Annotated in this window: 16 protein-coding genes and 1 pseudogene; 14 read left to right on the plus strand and 3 right to left on the minus strand. The window is 70.0% G+C overall.

Annotated elements, in window-relative coordinates; translation table 11 throughout:
• Window positions 1-202 precede the first annotated feature (202 nt).
• A complete protein-coding gene (locus QH470_RS28370; protein ID WP_280275474.1) occupies window positions 203-2,218 on the minus strand; it encodes a DEDD exonuclease domain-containing protein in 2,016 nt (671 codons plus the stop codon).
• A 551-nt stretch (window positions 2,219-2,769) separates the two neighbouring features.
• Here QH470_RS28370 and QH470_RS28375 point away from each other — a divergent pair.
• The 10 genes and pseudogenes from QH470_RS28375 to QH470_RS28420 all read left to right on the plus strand — a co-directional run bounded on the left by QH470_RS28375 (window position 2,770) and on the right by QH470_RS28420 (window position 12,490).
• Window positions 2,770-3,354, plus strand: coding sequence for a C40 family peptidase (locus QH470_RS28375; protein ID WP_280275421.1), 585 nt, complete (start codon window positions 2,770-2,772; stop codon window positions 3,352-3,354).
• Window positions 3,355-3,573: 219 nt separating this feature from the next.
• Window positions 3,574-4,584 carry an NlpC/P60 family protein gene (locus QH470_RS28380; RefSeq protein WP_280364340.1) on the plus strand — a complete coding sequence of 337 codons (1,011 nt, stop codon included), beginning with the start codon at window positions 3,574-3,576 and terminating at the stop codon, window positions 4,582-4,584.
• Between the two features lie 129 nt (window positions 4,585-4,713).
• A complete protein-coding gene (locus QH470_RS28385; RefSeq protein ID WP_280275423.1) occupies window positions 4,714-5,721 on the plus strand; it encodes a hypothetical protein in 1,008 nt (335 codons plus the stop codon).
• 156 nt (window positions 5,722-5,877) lie between these two features.
• The gene (locus QH470_RS28390) at window positions 5,878-7,029 is read left to right on the plus strand and encodes a glycosyltransferase family 4 protein (protein WP_280275424.1); all 1,152 of its coding nucleotides are present in this window, start codon (window positions 5,878-5,880) and stop codon (window positions 7,027-7,029) included.
• A 22-nt stretch (window positions 7,030-7,051) separates the two neighbouring features.
• Window positions 7,052-7,444, plus strand: a complete 393-nt coding sequence (locus tag QH470_RS28395; RefSeq protein WP_280275425.1) for a polyketide cyclase / dehydrase and lipid transport — start codon at window positions 7,052-7,054, stop codon at window positions 7,442-7,444.
• Between the two features lie 58 nt (window positions 7,445-7,502).
• A complete protein-coding gene (locus QH470_RS28400; protein ID WP_280275426.1) occupies window positions 7,503-7,940 on the plus strand; it encodes an SRPBCC family protein in 438 nt (145 codons plus the stop codon).
• An 8-nt stretch (window positions 7,941-7,948) separates the two neighbouring features.
• A complete protein-coding gene (locus QH470_RS28405) occupies window positions 7,949-9,259 on the plus strand; it encodes an ArsA family ATPase (protein ID WP_280275427.1) in 1,311 nt (436 codons plus the stop codon).
• 547 nt (window positions 9,260-9,806) lie between these two features.
• Entirely contained in the window at window positions 9,807-10,172 is a 366-nt protein-coding gene (locus QH470_RS28410) for a hypothetical protein (protein ID WP_280275428.1), read from the plus strand.
• Window positions 10,169-11,134: pseudogene (locus tag QH470_RS28415) on the plus strand (ROK family protein); the annotation flags it as partial. The gene QH470_RS28410 and the pseudogene QH470_RS28415, both read left to right, overlap by 4 nt.
• Window positions 11,135-11,764: 630 nt before the next feature.
• The gene (locus QH470_RS28420; RefSeq protein ID WP_280275429.1) at window positions 11,765-12,490 is read left to right on the plus strand and encodes a lysophospholipid acyltransferase family protein; all 726 of its coding nucleotides are present in this window, start codon (window positions 11,765-11,767) and stop codon (window positions 12,488-12,490) included.
• Here QH470_RS28420 and QH470_RS28425 read toward each other — a convergent pair.
• Window positions 12,487-12,984: a polyadenylate-specific 3'-exoribonuclease AS gene (locus QH470_RS28425; protein ID WP_280275475.1), complete on the minus strand. Its 498-nt coding sequence runs from the start codon at window positions 12,982-12,984 to the stop codon at window positions 12,487-12,489. The genes QH470_RS28420 and QH470_RS28425 overlap by 4 nt on opposite strands.
• Window positions 12,985-13,149: 165 nt before the next feature.
• On the opposite strand from QH470_RS28425, the gene QH470_RS28430 reads away from it, so the two are divergent.
• The 3 genes from QH470_RS28430 to QH470_RS28440 all read left to right on the plus strand — a co-directional run bounded on the left by QH470_RS28430 (window position 13,150) and on the right by QH470_RS28440 (window position 15,375).
• Window positions 13,150-14,535 carry a class II 3-deoxy-7-phosphoheptulonate synthase gene (locus QH470_RS28430; RefSeq protein WP_280275430.1) on the plus strand — a complete coding sequence of 462 codons (1,386 nt, stop codon included), beginning with the start codon at window positions 13,150-13,152 and terminating at the stop codon, window positions 14,533-14,535.
• Window positions 14,536-14,554: 19 nt separating this feature from the next.
• Window positions 14,555-14,854 carry a hypothetical protein gene (locus QH470_RS28435; protein ID WP_280275431.1) on the plus strand — a complete coding sequence of 100 codons (300 nt, stop codon included), beginning with the start codon at window positions 14,555-14,557 and terminating at the stop codon, window positions 14,852-14,854.
• Window positions 14,855-14,973: 119 nt separating this feature from the next.
• The gene (locus tag QH470_RS28440) at window positions 14,974-15,375 is read left to right on the plus strand and encodes a hypothetical protein (RefSeq protein WP_280275432.1); all 402 of its coding nucleotides are present in this window, start codon (window positions 14,974-14,976) and stop codon (window positions 15,373-15,375) included.
• Here the strand turns inward: QH470_RS28440 and pknB are convergent.
• Complete coding sequence (pknB, locus tag QH470_RS28445) at window positions 15,350-17,338, minus strand: Stk1 family PASTA domain-containing Ser/Thr kinase (RefSeq protein WP_425302801.1); 1,989 nt, start codon at window positions 17,336-17,338, stop codon at window positions 15,350-15,352. The two genes, QH470_RS28440 and pknB, sit on opposite strands and share 26 nt — an antisense overlap.
• Before the next feature lie 130 nt (window positions 17,339-17,468).
• Here pknB and QH470_RS28450 point away from each other — a divergent pair, with 130 nt between their 5' ends.
• Entirely contained in the window at window positions 17,469-17,837 is a 369-nt protein-coding gene (locus QH470_RS28450) for an Rv2175c family DNA-binding protein (RefSeq protein WP_280275433.1), read from the plus strand.
• The last annotated feature ends 15 nt before the right edge of the window (window positions 17,838-17,852 follow it).

Consider the following 17,852-nt stretch of genomic DNA (forward strand, 5'->3'; position numbering starts at 1 on the left):
AGAGGTCATCGCGTGAACTTTCTTTCCTTCAAGTGACTTGGCGGTCTTTTGAAGGATCACGCGGTGACCACCCTCTACCCGGCTACGACACACACAGACTTTGCTGGCGTCCGGTCGTACACCATCCTGCTGGACTCAACCATCTGTGGGCGCTTGTTTCCACCCGGCATGGAAGAGCTGGAGGTATTCGTGACGCGGCCTGTCAGGTGCGGGAGATGTAGTCATGGGCGAGGGATTCTGTGCGGGTGGCGGATTCGGCTCGGTCGAGCCAGGAGAGCCAGGCGCCTGCGCCGAGGCGGGGCTCGTGGTAGCCGTCGGTGGTGCGGACTATGCGGGTGCCGGGTTGGTCGAGCCAGCGGGTGATGAGGGCTGTTTCCTCCGGTGAGGCGCCGCGCAGGGGTGGGTAGCGCGGGTCGGCGAGTTGGTCGTGCGGAGTGAGGTCGAGTCCGGCGGGGGCGGCGGGCCCGCGACGTTGTTGGAGGGGCGGGTGGGAGTTTTCAGCCGGGGGGAGAGGTAAGGGCTCCTGCCCCCTGTCCGGTGTGCGGCGCGGGCCTGCCGGGTCGCGGGTGGCCGTGTTCGACTGAGGGAGAGGTGAGGACTCCTGCGCCCTGTCCGGTGTGCGGCGCGGGCCTGCCGGGTCGCGGGTGGCCGCGTCCGCTCTGGCGGGCAGGACGGTTTCGGCGGACACGACCAAGGACTCCACGACCGGCATGGGGGCGATGCCGCGGGCGGCGGTGCCTGCGGCGGCCAGGCGGCCGTAGCGGACGACCGCGAATTCCCAGCCGCCGGAGCCGTCGGGGCGGGCGGCTATCAGTTCGGCGATGCGGGCCAGGGCGGCGAGGCGCTGCGTCCGGCGCAGGGAGCGCACGAGGGCGGCCAGGTGATCACGTAGCCGGGCCGCACCCTCGAAATGCTCGGCGGCGGCATAGTTTTCGATCCGGTCGCGGATCAACCACAACGGTGCGTCACTGCGTCCGGCGAAGAGGTCGCGTGCCGCGCGCGGTGCACTGGCGTACTCCTCGGCATCCCGCAGTCGACCGTCGGCGCTCGCCGGGCAGCCCCCGACCACCGCGGGCGGGCAGTCGCCGCCGTGCCGGGCGTGCCTGGGGAGACGCGCGGTGCAGGTGCGCAGGCCGCAGTATTCGGCCACGATGGCCGCTACCTCCGCGGCGTCGGCGCGGGAATTGAACGGACCCAGCGCATCCCACGTCGGCGTGCGGGTGATCGCGAACCGGGGGAAGGCCTCGGCCGTGAGCGTCAGCCACCAGGCCCGCTTGGGAAATTTCGAGCGCCGGTTGTACGGCGGCGTATGCGCGACCAGCAGCCGCAGCTCCCGCACCCCGGCCTCCAGGCCGTGCGCACAGGGCACGTGGTCGACCCGGGTCGCCAGGGCCACCATTTCCCGCATGCGCGTGCGCGTTTCGGAGCCGGTGAAGTAGCTGCGCACGCGCCGCCGCAGATTCACCGCCGTCCCTATATAGAGGACTTCGTCCGACGGCCCGCGGAACAGATACACCCCGGGAACCGCCGGCAGGTCGGCGGCCAGGAAGCGCTTGGACCGTTGCCGGCGGCTCACCTGGGGCAGATAGTCGACCAGTTCGGTGAGGCTGTGCACGCCGAGATTGCCGACCCGCTCGATCAGCGCGTGCAACACGTCCACGGTCGCGCGAGCGTCGTCCAGCGCGCGGTGGGTCGGTCGGGTGGACGCGCCGAGCAATTGCGCCAGCGCCGACAGGCGAACGGTCGGCGCCTCGTCGCGGGCCAGGATCCGCCGGGCCAGTTGCACCGTGCACAGCACCTGGAACGCGGGCCACACGGCCGCGCAGCGAGCGGCCGCCGCCTTCAGGAATCCGGTGTCGAAGCGGGCGTTGTGGGCGACGAGGACCGCGCCCGCGGCGAATTCGAGGAATCCGGGCAGCACCGCCTCGATCCGCGGCGCGTCCATCACCATCGCGGTCGTGATCCCCGTGACCTGGACGATCTGCGGCGGGATCGCGCATCCCGGATTCACCAGCGTGGCGAACTCGCCGAGCACCTCGCCGCCGCGCACCTTCACCGCCCCGATCTCGGTGATCGAGTCACGTTCGGGGCTGGTGCCGGTGGTCTCCAGATCGACGACGACGAAGGTGACGTCGAACAGCGGCGTGTCCAGATCGTCGAAGGCCAGCTGCGCCGGACGTGGACCGCCGGGCGTCGCATCGAACGCGGTCGGGGGCACGGCGTGCAGCGTAAGGCGGGGGTCCGACAGGAACGCCGCGGTGCGCAGAATGGTCTCGACCAACCTTGAGGTTTCGAGGTGCGAGGTTCGGATTGCGGGGATATGCGGAAATGTGACTGGAGTCACATTGATTTACAAAACGAATAAATCATCGGCGCGCCGCCGTTAAGGTTCCGGCGCGGATTCGGGCGTGTCACCGCGGGTCGGCGGCGCAGATCACGCTAGGCAAACCGATCGGTTGTCTTACTGGCCGAATGGCACTGTCGACGTGCCGATTCCACTAATTAACGCGGCGTAAACACAAGATCGAACCGGCCGGTGACCGTACCCGCCTGTCGAGTCAAAGCCGCTGGTAGCCGCATCGCGTTATCTTTTCGTGATTGGTGCGAGATATGTCACAGTGCGCGGGCGTCGAATTCATGAATCGAACTCGGTTCACCCGGCCGCCGCTTTACAACACACCGTTATGTCCTCGTAATCTTCCTGAGACCTCACGGAGTCCGACGCACCACCGGGTGCGGCGTCGTGGGGCAGATGAGGAGTACCGCATCATGGCGATCAAGCGACAGGTTCAGGGGCTGCCTCGCACGGCCCAGCGAGCCGTTGCGGCCGGAGCCTTTGGCGCAGCAACCCTCAGCGCACTGCTGCTGCCCTCGGCGCCCGCCTCGGCCGCGCCGGTCACCGTCCCGGGCGTCGGAAGCTTCGACGTGCCGGACGAGGTTCTCGCCCAGATTCCGCCGGGTGTCCTCCCGCCGGGCATCGAACTGCCCGGTTTCGCGCCCGCGCCGCAGCAGTCGGCCGGCCAGCGCGCCGCCGATGCCGCGCTGACCCGGGTCGGCACCCCATACTCCTACGGCGCCACCGGACCGGACGCTTTCGACTGCTCGGGCCTGGTGCAGTGGTCCTACCAGCAGGCCGGTGTCGACCTGCCGCGTACCAGCTACGCCCAGCTCGAGTCCGGATCGCCGGTGTCGGAGAGCGATCTGGAGCCCGGTGACGTGGTGTCGTTCTACGGCGGCAGCCATTCCGGCCTGTACGTCGGCGACGGCAACGTGGTGCACGCCTCCACCTACGGCCAGCCGGTGTCCGTCGCGCCGATCTCGTCGATGCCCTACGCCGGAGCCCGCCGCTACTGAGTTCTCGCGTGGACGGAACCTGTGATCGTTTTGTGGCCTACTGGACACAGACGGTCGCCGTTCCGTAACCTTACCGAGACCTTCGTGAGTTCCACCTCCGCGTAGCAGGTCACCCGCGGATCCGACTTCAGCGAGAACGGGGCACGGCAGGCAGTGACAGCGCACCGCAACAACCGAACCAGACGCCTGGTGGGTGGGTCGCTGGCGGTAGGGGTCCTGATGTTCGGCACCTGCTCCGGCGGCGGGGCAGGCGCCGACCCGGTGGCCCAGCCGGCCAGTGCCAGCGACGCCGTGCAGCGGCTGATCGAGCTGTCGCACCAGGCCGAGCAGCTCAACCAGCAGGCGCTGGCCGCGCAGTCCGATCTCGAGGTCAAGCAGGGCGTCGCCCGCGACGCCGACACGAAGCTGGCGGGCGCGACCGGTGCGGTGGACGCCGCGCTGGCCGAGGTCCGCAAGTACCAACCGGCGATCGACCGCACCGCCATCGCGGCCTATCAGGGCGCGCGCACCAACCGGCTGTTCTCGGTGCTGGTCAGCGATTCGCCGCAGCAATTGCTGGACCAGATGTCGACCCTCGACGTCATGTCCACCCAGACCGCCGAACAGGTGGCGCAGTACAAGAAGGCGACCGACGCGGCCACCGCCGCACAATCGGTGGCCCGCACCGCTTCCGACTCCGCCCGCGCCGCCGCGCAGCAGGCCGACACGGTCCGCGCCGAGCTCGAACGCAAGCGTGCCGACCTGCAGGGTTCCATCGCGCAGGTGATCGGGGCGTGGGGTCAGTTGTCCGCCGGCGACAAGTCGGCACTGTCGGGCACGCTGTTCCCGCCCGGCTTCGACCGGGACCGGCTGCTGAGCGGCCTGGTTCCCGGCAGCGGCACCAGTGCGCTGGCCGCGGGTCTCACCCGGGTCGGCGATCCGTACGTCTGGGGCGCCACCGGGCCCGATCAGTTCGATTGCTCGGGCCTGGTGCAGTGGGCGTTCCATCAGGTGGGCATCAACCTGCCGCGCACCAGCCAGGCGCAGGCGGGAGTGGGCACACCGGTGGGGCGGCAGGAGCTGCAACCCGGCGATGTGGTGTTCTTCTATTCCGACGCTTCGCATGTGGGCATCTACGCGGGTAACGGCCTGATGCTGCACGCCTCGACCTTCGGCGTTCCGGTCGCGGTGGCTCCGATGGACTCGACCCCGTACCACTCCGCGCGTCGATACTGGATGGGAATGCAGTAATCACACCGAGGTGAGCGTGAGCGAGCGTAGCGAGCGAGCGAGTAACCGGGGGACCGGCCACGGCCGGAACAACAGCGCCGCGTGCGGGCGAGAGCGAGTAGTGCGCTCGGCCGCCGTCGGGGCCGCGGGGTGACCGCCTGGGGGCGGGCCCGTGGCTGGTTCGGGGCGCGGCGGCGATTCGAGTTCGTCGCCACCGTCGCGATGGTGGTCGCCCTGACCGCGGCGGTAGGGGCGCTGATTCTGCTACCGAAGGCGGCCCTGTCGCGGATTCGGCCGGCGCCGGCGGTCGCGGAGGCCGCCGCGCCGATCGACCCGGATCCGCAACTGGCGGAGCTGCGCCGGGTGATGGAGTCCTACGGGCCCGTTGTGACGCAGCAGGTTTCGGGTGACGACGGTCGGCTGTCCGCGGTACTCGGGCATCCGCGCCAGCGCGGCGACATCGACACGCTGGCCCGCGAGATCGGTCCGGCCGTCAGCGAGATCACCGAGTTGTGGGGCCCGGACTGGGCGCAGACGGCGGTGGTGGCGATCGCGTCCGGCCCGGCCGAATTCGCGGCGCTGACCCATGCGACGGGCCTGGTGTCGCCCGCCGTGGCGGCGGCCTCGGTGGCGGACCCGTTCCTGCCGGGCGCCCGGCCGACCGGGCAGCGGGTGGTGTTCGGACCCGATGCCGCGCGCAGGCTCGGCCCGCAGGGGTTGCGGGATACGTTGCGGCACGAGCTGACTCACGTCGCCGCGCGGGCCCGGACCGTCGACGGGTCGCCGCAGTGGATGCTCGAGGGTTTCGCCGAGTACTCGGCCCGCCGTGGTGAACGCGCGTCGTTCACCCAGCAGGCGCCATTGCTGGCCGCGCGCGCCAGATCCGGCGAACTGCCCGCCGAGTTGCCCGCCGACGCGACCTTCGCTCCCGCGGCGGGCAACGATGCCGCCCTGGCCTACGAGCAAGCTTGGTCGGCGAATGCCTTCGCCGCGGGCGAATTCGGCGAACCCAAGCTGGTGGAGCTGTACCGCCGAATGGCGACCGGCCCCAAGGACGCCGACGCCCTCGACGGCACCCTGCGCGCCTGCCTCGGCCTCGGCTACCGCGATTTCGTCGACCGCTGGCGCGACTGGCTCGAGTCCCGCATCACCTCCTGACCAGCGCAGGTATCGAGTCCTCGGTGCGCGGTGTCCGTTGTTCTCGGGCTCGGTGTCCCTCCCTCGGGGTGCGTGAGTGTGGTTGGAGCGGAGGCGTTTTCGTGGTCGCCTACCCCGGGGATGGGGGGCGGTCGTGCGGCAATAGACTCGGGGCCCATGGCACGCACCCTGCTGGTTACCAACGACTTCCCGCCGCGGCCGGGGGGTATCCAGTCGTACGTGCATTCGCTGGCGCTGCAATTACCGCCGGACGAGCTGGTGGTGTACGCGCCGCGCTGGCGCGGCGACAGCCATCTGCGTTTCGACGCCGAGCAGCCGTTTCAGGTCGTCCGGCATCCGACGACGTTGATGCTGCCGACGCCGCTGGTGCTGCGGCGAGCCGCCAAACTGCTGCGCGACGAGCGATGCGACACCGTCTGGTTCGGCGCGGCCGCACCGCTGGCGCTGATGTCCCCGCTGCTGCGGCGGGCGGGTGCGCATCGGATCGTGGCCAGCACGCACGGGCACGAGGTGGGCTGGTCGATGCTGCCGGCGGCGCGCCAGTCGCTGCGGGCGATCGGCGACCACACGGACGTGATCACCTACGTCAGCAAGTACACGCGGCGGCGGTTCGCGGCCGCGTTCGGTCCGCAGGCGGCGCTGGAGTACCTGCCGCCGGGCGTCGACACCACGGTGTTCCGCCCGGATCCGGCAGCGCGCGAAGAACTTCGGGCGCGCTACGGACTGGGCGACCGGCCGACCATCCTGTGCCTGTCCCGGCTGGTGCCGCGCAAGGGACAGGACATGCTGATCCTCGCCATGCGCGAGATCAAGGAGCGGATCGACGGCGCGGTGCTGGTGATCGCGGGCGGCGGTCCCTACGAGGAGAAGCTGCGCGGACTGGCGCAGGCCCTCGACCTCTCGGGCGACGTGATGTTCACCGGCCGGGTGCCGTCCGCGGAACTGGCCGCGCACCACACCCTCGCCGACGTGTTCGCGATGCCGTCGCGCACCCGCGGCGCCGGTCTGGACGTCGAGGGCCTCGGCATCGTCTACCTCGAGGCCTCGGCGACCGGGGTGCCCGTGGTGGCCGGTGATTCCGGCGGCGCGCCCGAGACCGTGCGGGAGGGACGCACCGGCCATGTGGTCGACGGGCGTTCGCAGAGCCAGATCGCCGACGCCCTCGTCGGGATGCTCGCCGACCGCGACGCCGCCGCTCGCATGGGCGCCGCGGGCCGCGCGTGGGTGTCCGAACAATGGCGCTGGGACGTGCTCGGCGGCCGGTTGCGCGCGCTGCTGGATGGGAGCGTGCGATCGAGCCGCCGGTAGCCGGTGGGTTAGGCTCACCGGCATGAGCACTGTCCAGGTGGCCGATCAGACCTTCGTCGCCGCGCCCGGTACCGCGGTGGCCGAGGTGCTGTCCGACCGCGGCCGGTGGCGGCTGTGGTGGCCGGATCTCACCCTCGACGTCCGGGAAGACCGCGGCGACAAGGGATTTCGCTGGACGGTCGCGGGTCCGATGGACGGCACCATGGAGGTATGGCTCGAGCCCTGCCTGGACGGCGTGATCCTGCACTATTTCCTGCACGCGGAACCCGGTGACGCGTCCCGGTTGTCGCAGCGGGACATGGCGGCGCTCAACCGGGCGCGTCGGGTCGCCGGCAAGAAGATGTCGTTCGAGATCAAGGCGCGGCTGGAGGCCGGGCGCGCCGCCGGAATCGCCCCCGCACACGATTCCCGCTAGTCCGTCGCTCGAAACCTGTTCTCCCGCACCGCGAGTCGGAAAGGAAACGCTGCCAGTCATGGCCGACCGGACCCAGAGGTCGATCATCATCGACGCGCCGTCGGATCGGGTGATGAGCGTCATCGCCGACCTGGAGTCGTATCCGGAGTGGGTGTCCGCGGCGCGGTCGGTGGAGGTCGTCGACAAGCTTCCCGACGGGCGCGCCCGCACCGCGCGCTTCGTACTCGACGCCGGTGTCGTGAAGGACACCTACCTGCTCTCCTACACCTGGCGCCCCGACGGCAAGGCGGTGAGCTGGCAGCTGATCAGCGGCGAACTGCAGAAGGCGCAGGACGGCACCTACGAACTGATCGATCAGCCCGACGGCACCACCCAGGTGGTGTACGAGCTGACCGTGGACCTGACGATCCCCATGATCGGCATGTTCAAGCGCAAAGCCGAGAAGGTGATCACCGATACGGCGCTCAAGGAACTCAAGAAGCGGGTCGAAGGCTGACGGGCCCGGTGACGGCGGACCGATCGGCGGGACCGACCCGCCTCGAACTGTTCATCGGCAAGGGCGGGGTCGGTAAGACGACGCTCGCGTGCGCGACGGCCATGGCGCACACCAGGTCCGGGGCTCGGGTGCTGGTCGCCTCGCTCGATCAGGCGCATTCGCTCGGTGACGCGCTCGGGTTCCGTTTCCGGCACGATCCGGGCACCGTCGCCGGAGTGGCGTCGGTGCTGCCCGGGCTCGATGTCATCGAGATCGATTCGCTGGAGTTGCTGGAGGATCGCTTCCGGGACGTGCTGCGCCTGCTGGGCAACGGCGCCGCGCACGACCACGGGGTCGACCTCGCGACGTTGGATCCCGCGGAATTGACCGGGCTGCCCGGCGTGCAGGAACTGCTGATGCTCACCGAGATCGCGGGATTCGCGGACGAGGACGACTGGGACGTGATCGTCGTCGACTGCCCGCCCTCGGCGGACATGCTGCGCCTGATCACCGCGCCGGAGACGCTGCTCAACTATCTGGATCGGGTGTGGCCCGCGCACGCTCGCGCCCTCAGCGCGGCCGGGCGGGACCTGCGCCGCGCGGTGCTGGCGGTGACGGCCGAACGGATCGCGACCGCCGTCGCCGGGGTCCGCGATCTGCTGGCCGATCGCGGCCGCACCGGGGCACGGCTGATCACCGGCGCGCAGCGGGTGGCGCTCGCGGAGACCGCGCGGGTGCGTTCGGCGGCCGCGCTACTCGGCCTGCGCCTGGACGAGGTGATCGTGAACAAGGTGCTACCGCCGGTGCCCGAGACCGAGTCGGCGCATCCCGCGGTGCGGTGGTACCAGGCGCGGCGCGCCGAACAATCGGAAGTGATCGAGGAATTGCGGCGCCGGATGGCGGGCGTCCCGGTCTCGGTGTCCTATCACAGCGGACCCGAGCCGGTCGGGATCGATCAACTGACCGATTTGTCGTACGCGGTGGATTCGCGCGCGAACCGGGCAATACCGGAGACAGACCCTATGCTTGGCGACACGAACACCACGGAGCTCGGCGATGCGAATATCGCGGACTCCCGTCCCGGCGAGCCGGTGGTGCGGCTGGAGTCGGGCGCGGGACCGCGGTCGGTGTTCACGCTGCGGATGCGGTTACCCGTGGTCGACCCGGCGACATTGCGACTGGGACGAGTGGAGGACGATTTGATCGTGGGAGCGGACGGAGTGCGGCGGCGCATGCGCCTGGCCCCGGTATTGCGCCGATGCACGGTCGACGGTGCCGAACTCGACGGCGACCACCTGGTCGTCCGCTTCCGCCCCGATCCCGAAGTGTGGCCGCGATGAGCGCACCCAACGAGGTTCCGGAATGAACGACTACCCCGACGGCCACAGCCCGGACAACCCCCGCGGCAGGCCCACGAACCGCCCCCGCCGCACAGCCCGCAGAAGGCCGTGGTCCGACCGCGTAACCCCCGGCGGCCCCGACCGCGAGTTCACCCGCCCCCGCGACCCGGAACCCGCACCGACCGCGGAATCCCCGCACACTCCGGACGGTGCAGCAGCAAGCACACCGCCCGGCGACGTAACGCGCAGCGGCGACCGGCGGCGTAGCGGGAGCGGCCCGTGGAGTGGCGAGATGTCCGGCGCGCACGGTGGTTCGCGGGACGCGCAGGACAGCGAATCACGAAGGCGGTCAAGCGATTCGGGGACGGACTCGCGGCACGACGATTCGGGTGGTGCGCGAGATGCCGGGTCGGGGGTGCGGGACGGGGGAGCGGCCGGGGCGCGTGGGTTTGCGGGTGTCCGTTCACCAGGTGATGGGGCAGGCGCGGGGGAGCGAAAAGCGGCTGGGGCGCGTGGGTTTGCGGGGGAGCATCGGCATGAGGATCAGTTGGGGGAGCTGGTCGAGGAGTTGCGGATGCTGGCGGAGTCGATGTTGGAGCGGGTGGAGCCGGTGTTGCGGCGGGCCGCTGTGGATGGGCGGGTGGAGTGGGACGGGTGTAGCTGGTGCCCGATCTGCGCGGCGGCCGCGCTGGTGCGGGGGGAGCATCACGATGTGGTCGCGACGCTGGCCGAGCACGGCACGGCCATCGTCACGGTGTTGCGGGAGGCGCTGGCGGGGATCCCGGTGGAACCTGTCTTGCCGGACCCGGAGCCGGAAGGCGATGCGCCGCAGGATGATTCGCGTGCGGAACAGCCGCCCGGCTCCGGCGCCCGCCCCGGGTACGTCTCGATTCCGGTGCAGATCAAGGTATGACGACACGGAACGGGCGGGAGGCCCCGCTGACCGTCGGCATCGATGTCGGCGGCACCAACATCCGCGCGTCGGTGGTCGACGGCTCCGGCGAGGTGCTCGACACCGTGCAGGCCCCCACCCCGCACGCCGCGCGCGCCCTGGAGGACGGGCTGGCGCGGGCCGTGCGCGAGTTGCGGTCCCGGCACGAGATCGGCGCGGTCGGGCTGGCGGTCGCCGGATTCGTCGACGAGACTCGATCGTCGGTGCGCTTCGCCCCGCATCTGCCGTGGGAGGACAGCGCCGTGGCGGGCCGGCTGACCGAGCGGCTGGGCCTGCCCGTGATCCTCGAACACGACGCCAACGCCGCCATGTGGGCGGAGTACCGGTTCGGCGCCGCGGCGGGCGCGCACAACGGCGTGCTGGTGGCGATCGGCACCGGGATCGGCGCGGCGCTGCTGGTCGACGGGCGGCTGTATCGCGGAAGCTACGGTGTCGCACCGGAACTCGGCCACCTGCAGGTGGTGCCGCAGGGCCGGGCCTGCCCGTGCGGCAAACGCGGCTGCTGGGAAAGGTATTGCAGCGGAACGGCTCTGGTGGACACCGCGATCGAGATGCTGGCCACCGACCCGATGCGTTCCACCATCCTCGCGCGCGAGGTGTTCGCCGATCCGGGCGCGCTCACCGGTCGCAAGGTAGCGGGCGGCGCACAGGACGGTGACCCGGTGGCACTGCAGGTGATGGCAGATTTCGCCCGCTGGCTCGGACTGGGCCTGGCGTTCGTCGGCGACATCTTCGACCCGGACCTGATCGTGATCGCGGGCGGCGTAAGTTCCTCGGCGGCACTGTTTCTCGACGATGCCCGCGAGCACTACGCCGCCGCCGTCACCGGTGCCCGCCACCGCCCGCTCGCCCGCATCCGCACCACCCAGCTGGGCGAGGCAGCGGGCATGATCGGCGCCGCGGAACTGGCCCGCTCGGCCCTGGAACCCGCCACCTCCGCCTCGCGCAGCGGTTCGGGGGTGGATGACGAATCCGGCTCCGGCGAGCCTGACGATCGAGGCTCCCGTACCGCTGCTCGCTCCCGCGCGCAGCGCAACAGTGTCAAGGCGGCGCAACCACAGCCGAACAGCGCCAAGGCAACTCGCGCACAGCCCAATGGATCCTCGGGCCGTGGTTCCGCGAACTCCGCGGCCCGCGGTCCGGGCGCCAAGACCGGGACGCGGCGTCGGTAATCGATTCCCCGACAGGCGCTTCGGAGACCGTGAGGCGGGTATGGCGGGAGGAGAGGCGTCTCGCGGCGGGCCACCGGTCCGGGGGCCGGGTGCGACCTTGCCGAATCGGCCGGATGCGGCTCCCGGATCGGACGGGCTCGCCACGAGGGCCCTCACCGGTCGCCTCGCCGTCCACCGCCGAGCCCGCGAAACGCGGCCGCCGGGCGGTGGTCCCGCGCTCGGCGATCCGGTGCCGACGAGCAGGCTCGACGGTGTGAGTTCCGGCCGTGTGAATTCGTGCGTGCGGGCTTGGTCACAACTCGGCGGCGGCGGTAGAGTCGGCAGCGACGGAGGTGCCTGCAAGGAGGCCGGTCCCGTACAAGATCACTGGGAAAGGACGCGATGTTCTACTGGCTGCTGAAGTTCGTTCTGGTGGGACCGCTCTTGCACCTGATCAACCGGCCCGAGGTCGAAGGTGTGGAGAACATCCCGACAAGCGGCCCAGCCATTCTCGCCGGCAACCATCTGTCGTTCACCGACTGGCTGTTCACCCCGCTGCTGAGCCCCCGCCGGATCACCTACCTGGCCAAGGCCGAATACTTCACCACCCCCGGGCTGAAGGGCCGGTTGCAGAAGTTCTTCTTCTCCGGCACCGGTCAGTACCCGATCGATCGCAGCGGCGCCGACGCGGCCGAGTCCGCCCTCAACACCGCGCGCAAGCTGCTGGGTGAGGGCCGGCTCGTGGGCCTGTACCCGGAGGGCACCCGTTCGCCCGACGGCCGGCTGTACAAGGGCAAGACCGGGGTGGCACGCCTCGCCCTGGAGACCGGCGTCCCGGTGATCCCGGTGGCGCTGATCGGTACCGACGAGGTGTGCCCGCCCGGTCCGTTCCGGTGGCGTCCCCGCAAGGTGACGGTGAAATTCGGTGCGCCGATCGACTTCTCCCGTTACGAGGGCATGGGCGGCAACCGCTTCGTCGAGCGCGCCGTCACCGACGAGATCATGTACGAGCTGATGCGGATGTCGGGTCAGGAGTACGTCGACGTCTACGCCGCGAGCCTCAAGAAGGACGTGCCGTCGGGCAGCCGCCCGGACGCCGACCGCGTCCCCGAGACGCTGGCGAGCTAGGACGCCTGCCGCCGCCGATACGCCTCGATCGCCTCGTACTTCGCCAGATTGTGGCGGGCATCGGCGAGCGCGTCGTGAGCGTCCGGCGGCACGGGCGGCAACGGCGGGCGCCCGGCCATATCCCAGTGCTGGCGAAGCTCATTGGTATAGCGGGGTAACGCGCTGGGCAGATCGACCATCGACCCCCACAACTGGCACAGCACCACGTGGTCGTACGCCCCCACCCACGCCCACAGCTGCGGTTCCACACTCGGGCGCGGCACCAGGAAGCGGTAGAGATCGTCACGGATCTGCGCCCGGCTGCGCCACAGCGGCGAGGCGGGGGAGGGCAGCTTGGGCAGCACGTTGCGCCGCACCCACGGCCCGGCCCGCCCCGGATCGAATTCGCTCGATACCGCGTAATATTCGCGCCCGTCCTCGCAGACCACGCCGATCGAGACCAGATCGATCACCGTCCCGTCCTCGATGAATTCGCAGTCATAAAAGTATTTCAGCGCGATCGCTCCTCGTGGTCGGCCGGACGGGTCCCCGCCGGGCACCGGCAGCCCCGCGCGGTTCGCCACGGGGCTTATCGAGGTTACGGGCCGGGCGAGGGTGTTCGCGCACGCCCCCTACCTCCGGGTTACCACAGGGTCGCGGTGGGTCATTATCCTGAGCAGGTGAACTGGACCGTCGACGTACCGATCGACCGCTTGCCGGAACTGCCTCCGCTGCCTGCCGAGCTTCGTCGGCGACTCGACGACGCGCTCACGCGCCCCGCCCTGCAGCAGCCCTCGTGGGATCCGGACCTCGCGGCGAAAATGCGCACCGTATTGGAGAGCGTGCCGCCGCTGAGCGTGCCCGCCGAAGTGGAAGAACTGCGCGAGCACCTCGCCGAGGTGGCTCGCGGCGAGGCGTTTCTGCTGCAGGGTGGCGACTGCGCGGAAACCTTCGCGGACAACACCGAACCCCATATCCGCGGCAACATCCGCACGCTGCTGCAGATGGCCGTCGTGCTCACCTACGGCGCCAGCCTGCCGGTGGTGAAGGTCGCCCGGATCGCGGGGCAGTACGCCAAACCTCGCTCGTCCGACACCGACGCGCTGGGCCTGCGGTCCTACCGCGGCGACATGGTGAACTCGATCGCCGCCGACGCCGCGCTGCGCGAGCACGACCCGTCGCGGCTGGTCCGCGCCTACGCCAACGCCAGCGCCGCGATGAACCTGGTGCGCGCGCTGACCGGCGCCGGCATGGCCGACCTGCACAAGGTGCACGACTGGAACCGCGACTTCGTCGCCAAGTCCCCGGCCGGCGCCCGCTACGAGCAACTGGCCGAGGAGATCGACCGCGGCCTGCGGTTCATGAACGCCTGCCGCGTGCAGGACCCGAGCCTGCAATCGGCCAAGATCTACTGCAGCCACGAGGCGCTGGTCCTCGACTACGAGCGCGCCATGCTGCGGCTGGCGGAGAACGCGTCGGGCGACCCGGTGCTCTACGACCTGTCCGCGCATTTCCTCTGGATCGGTGAGCGCACCCGCCAGCTCGACGGCGCCCACATCGCGTTCGCCGAGCTGCTGGCCAACCCGATCGGTCTCAAGATCGGCCCTACCACTACGCCGGAGCAGGCGATGGAGTACGTGGAGCGGCTCGACCCGAACAACGAGCCGGGCCGGCTGACCCTGGTGGCCCGGATGGGCAACACCAAGGTGCGCGACGTGCTGCCGCCGATCATCGAGAAGGTGCAGGCCACCGGCCATCAGGTGATCTGGCAGTGCGACCCGATGCACGGCAACACCCACGAGTCGTCCACCGGCTACAAGACCCGCCACTTCGATCGGATCGTCGACGAGGTGCAGGGCTTCTTCGAGGTGCACCACGCGCTCGGCACCCATCCGGGCGGCCTGCACATCGAGCTGACCGGCGAGAACGTCACCGAATGCCTCGGCGGCGCCCAGGACATCTCCGACCTGGACCTCGAGGACCGGTACGAGACGGCATGCGACCCGCGGCTGAACACCCAGCAGTCGCTGGAGCTGGCCTTCCTGGTCGCGGAGATGCTGCGGTGAGAACGACGGACATCGAGCGTTGAACGTCGTCTTTCGTGAGTTCGGAACCCTGCGCGTCGGTCCCGCGGATCGCCATATCCTGCGTTTGCTGCGCGACCGCGACCGCGACGGGATCCCGTCGGAAGTGGTGCTGCGCGACGGCAGCCGGTTGCTGATCTTCAACATCTCCTGGGGCTTCGATCCGTCCGCCGAATCCGCGCAGGTCACGACGAATATCAGCCCGAGTGTCGGCGGTATGCCGGTGGATGTGTTCAGCACGTCGGCCGTGGTCGCGATCAACGATCCGGAAACCGGGACGCCGCTGCTCGCGGTGGCCTGAGGAAGGACACCGGGTTAAAAGTTAGCTGAGCTGTTGCTGACTTCGGTCGGTTGGGTTAGGTTCTCAGGTACCCGTTGCCAGCGGCAATGGTGATTCTGAGATCTGCCCTGGGAGGACCGATGAATGTGGTAACGGTAGCCGGAGGATTGCAAACCGGCGCCGATCGACCGGGCTCCGGCCGCGGTCGATTCGCGGGACGTGATCGGGCCGCCCTGGTGCAGCACGAACTGGTGATCGACGGGGTGCCCGCGTCGGTGGTGATCGAGCGGCCGGAGTCCGAGCGCGCCACCGACGCGTGGCGCTGCCGGGTGCGGATCGCCCGCGGCATCGGACGGCTCGAGCAGTCGCAGGTGGTCGGGACCAGCGCGAGCGAGGTACTCGAACAGGCACTGGATCTGGTCGCGGCGCGCGTCGGACTCAGCGTCGCCGAGGTGCTCGGCGGAGCGAGTGTGGGAGCGGATCTGTCACTGGCGCGGCCGGACCGGAAAGGTCCGGTCAGAACGGCAGAACGACCAGTGTGACGGTGCTGCCGGGCTCGACGCTCGCACCGGCGATCGGCGTCTGGCCGCGGATCGTGCCGCGGTCGTTGCCGGTGAAGATATTGCTCAGGACGACCTGTAGCCCGAGCGCCTCGAGTTCACTGCGCGCGGCCGACACGCTCTTGCCGCCGACGTCCGGGAGCTTCACCGCGTTCGAGACGATCAGGGTGACCGAGGCGCCGGACAGCAGGCTGGTACCGGCCTCGGGATCGGTCCCGGCGACCTGACCGGACTGGATACGCGCGTCGAACTCGGTTCTGGTGTCCTGCACCGTGATTCCGGCCTTGTCCAGCGTCGCGCGGGCCTCGTCGACGGTCTTGCCGCGCACGTCCGGCAGCTTCACCGGCGTGGATCCCTTGCTGCGGTACACCTTCACCGTCGCGTCCATCGGCAGGACGGTGCCCGGACCCGGATCCAATTGCGCCAGTGTGCCTTTCGGTGCGGTGCTGGGTTTCTCGCCGCTGTCGACCGGTTTCAGTCCGGCGTCTCGGATGGCCTGGCGCACCTTGTCGATATCGTCGCCGGGCTGGACCTGCGGCACCTGGGGTTTGCCGCTCGAGACCAGCACCGCGACCGTGGAGCCCTTCACCACTCGGGCACCGGCCGCCGGATCGGTGCCGACCACGCCGCCGACCGGGATGGTGTCGGAGGCCTTGTCGCGCACCGTGGTATCGAATCCGGCGTTCTGCAGCACCACCGTCGCACGGTCGGTGTCCATCCCCGCGATCGGCGGCACGGCGGCGTAGCGGCCGACGCCGAGCCACCAGCCGCCCAGACCGAGCAGCAGCGCCAGCACGACCACGATGGCGGCCCAGATGTACATCCGGCGCCGGGATCTGTCGCGGTCGGCCTCGAAATCGTCGACGTAGGAGCGCTGCGGGGGCGGCGGCGGGCTCGCGTAGTCGGGGTAGTGGTCCTCGGGCCGCGGTTGCGTCGCGGTCATCACCCGCGTGTGCTGCGGTTGCGGGGCCGGTTGCTCGGCGGCGAAGCGAGTCGTCGCGTCGGGTGCGCTCGCCGCGGGCGCCGGGGTGGGGCCGATCCGGTACCGCGACGACAGGTGCTCGGCCGATTCCTTCGGCGCGGGCACCCGGTACGCGGGCAGGTGTAGCTCGCCGGCGATGCGCCGCAGTTCGCCGGCCATCTCGGTGGCGTCGGCGAAACGGTGCGCGGGCTCGCGCGCGGTGGCGTGGGCGACCAGTTCGTCGATCTCCGGCGGCACCCCGGCGATGAACCGGCTCGGGCTGGGCACGTCCTTCTCGACCCGCTGGTACGCGATCGACAGCGAGGTGTCGCCCGTGAACGGGGTCCGCCCGGTCAGCATCTCGAAGATCAGGACGCCGAAGGAGTACACGTCGCTGCGGGCGTCGGCGTTGCCGTCGGTGACCTGCTCGGGCGAGAGGTAGTGGGCCGTGCCCAGGATGACGCTCGCCGAGGTCATATTCGATCCGGCGGCCGCGCGCACCAGCCCGAAGTCGGCGATCTTGACCTCGCCGGCATCGGAGATCAGCACGTTCTCCGGTTTGACGTCGCGGTGCACCAGGCCCGCCGCGTGCGCCACCCCGATCGCCTGCAGCACCGGTTCGGCCACCGCGTAGACGGCGTGCGGCGGCATCGGGCCGCGCTCGCGCAGCAGTTCGCGCAGGGTGCCGCCCTCGACCAGTTCCATGATCAGGAACGGGTGCTCGCCGTCGATGCCCTGGTCGTACACGGCGACGAGGGACGGATGCTTCAGCTTGGCCACCGAACGGGCCTCGAATTCGAACCGGCTCAGGAATTGCGGATCGCCGGCGAATTTCGGGTCCATCACCTTGATCGCCACCGGCCGGTCCAGCCGCGTATCCACCCCCCGAAACACCATCGACATGCCGCCGCGCGCGATGGGCGCGTCGATCCGGTAGCGCCCGTCCAGCATCTGGCCGATCAACAGATGTCCTCCGACTTTCACAAAGCTCTCACCTCTCGCCTCGGCTGCGACAAGCGAACGCCGCCCCCGTGGCGGCTGGTGTCGATGGTATAGGCGGTTACCGTCCGGGTGTCTCACGACGTGCGGAGACGAACCGTCTACCGTTATCCGGGTGAGTGCATTCCCTTGCAGCGACGATGTCGTCCCGGAGTCGGTGACCCTGCTCCCGCTGCCCGAGGTGGCCGAGCAACTCGGCCTGGCCGTGACTCGTGTGCATCAGATGTTGCGCGATCATCATCTGCTGGCGATTCGCCGGAAAGGCGTCGCCGGAGTCCCGAAGGATTTCTTCGACCCCACCGGCGCCATCGTGAAGCCCCTGCCCGGCCTGATCACGGTGATGCGCGACGCGAAATACACCGACGAGGAAATTCTCGAGTGGCTCTACACCGACGACGACAGCCTTCCCGGCCGTCCCGTCGACGCCATCCACGGCCCACTCGCCCGAGAGGTGGTCCGCCGCGCGGCGGCCGAGCCCTTCTGACGCGGATCGACGCCG

Source organism: Nocardia wallacei (assembly GCF_029868745.1).
In the GTDB taxonomy this organism is placed as follows: domain Bacteria; phylum Actinomycetota; class Actinomycetes; order Mycobacteriales; family Mycobacteriaceae; genus Nocardia; species Nocardia wallacei_B.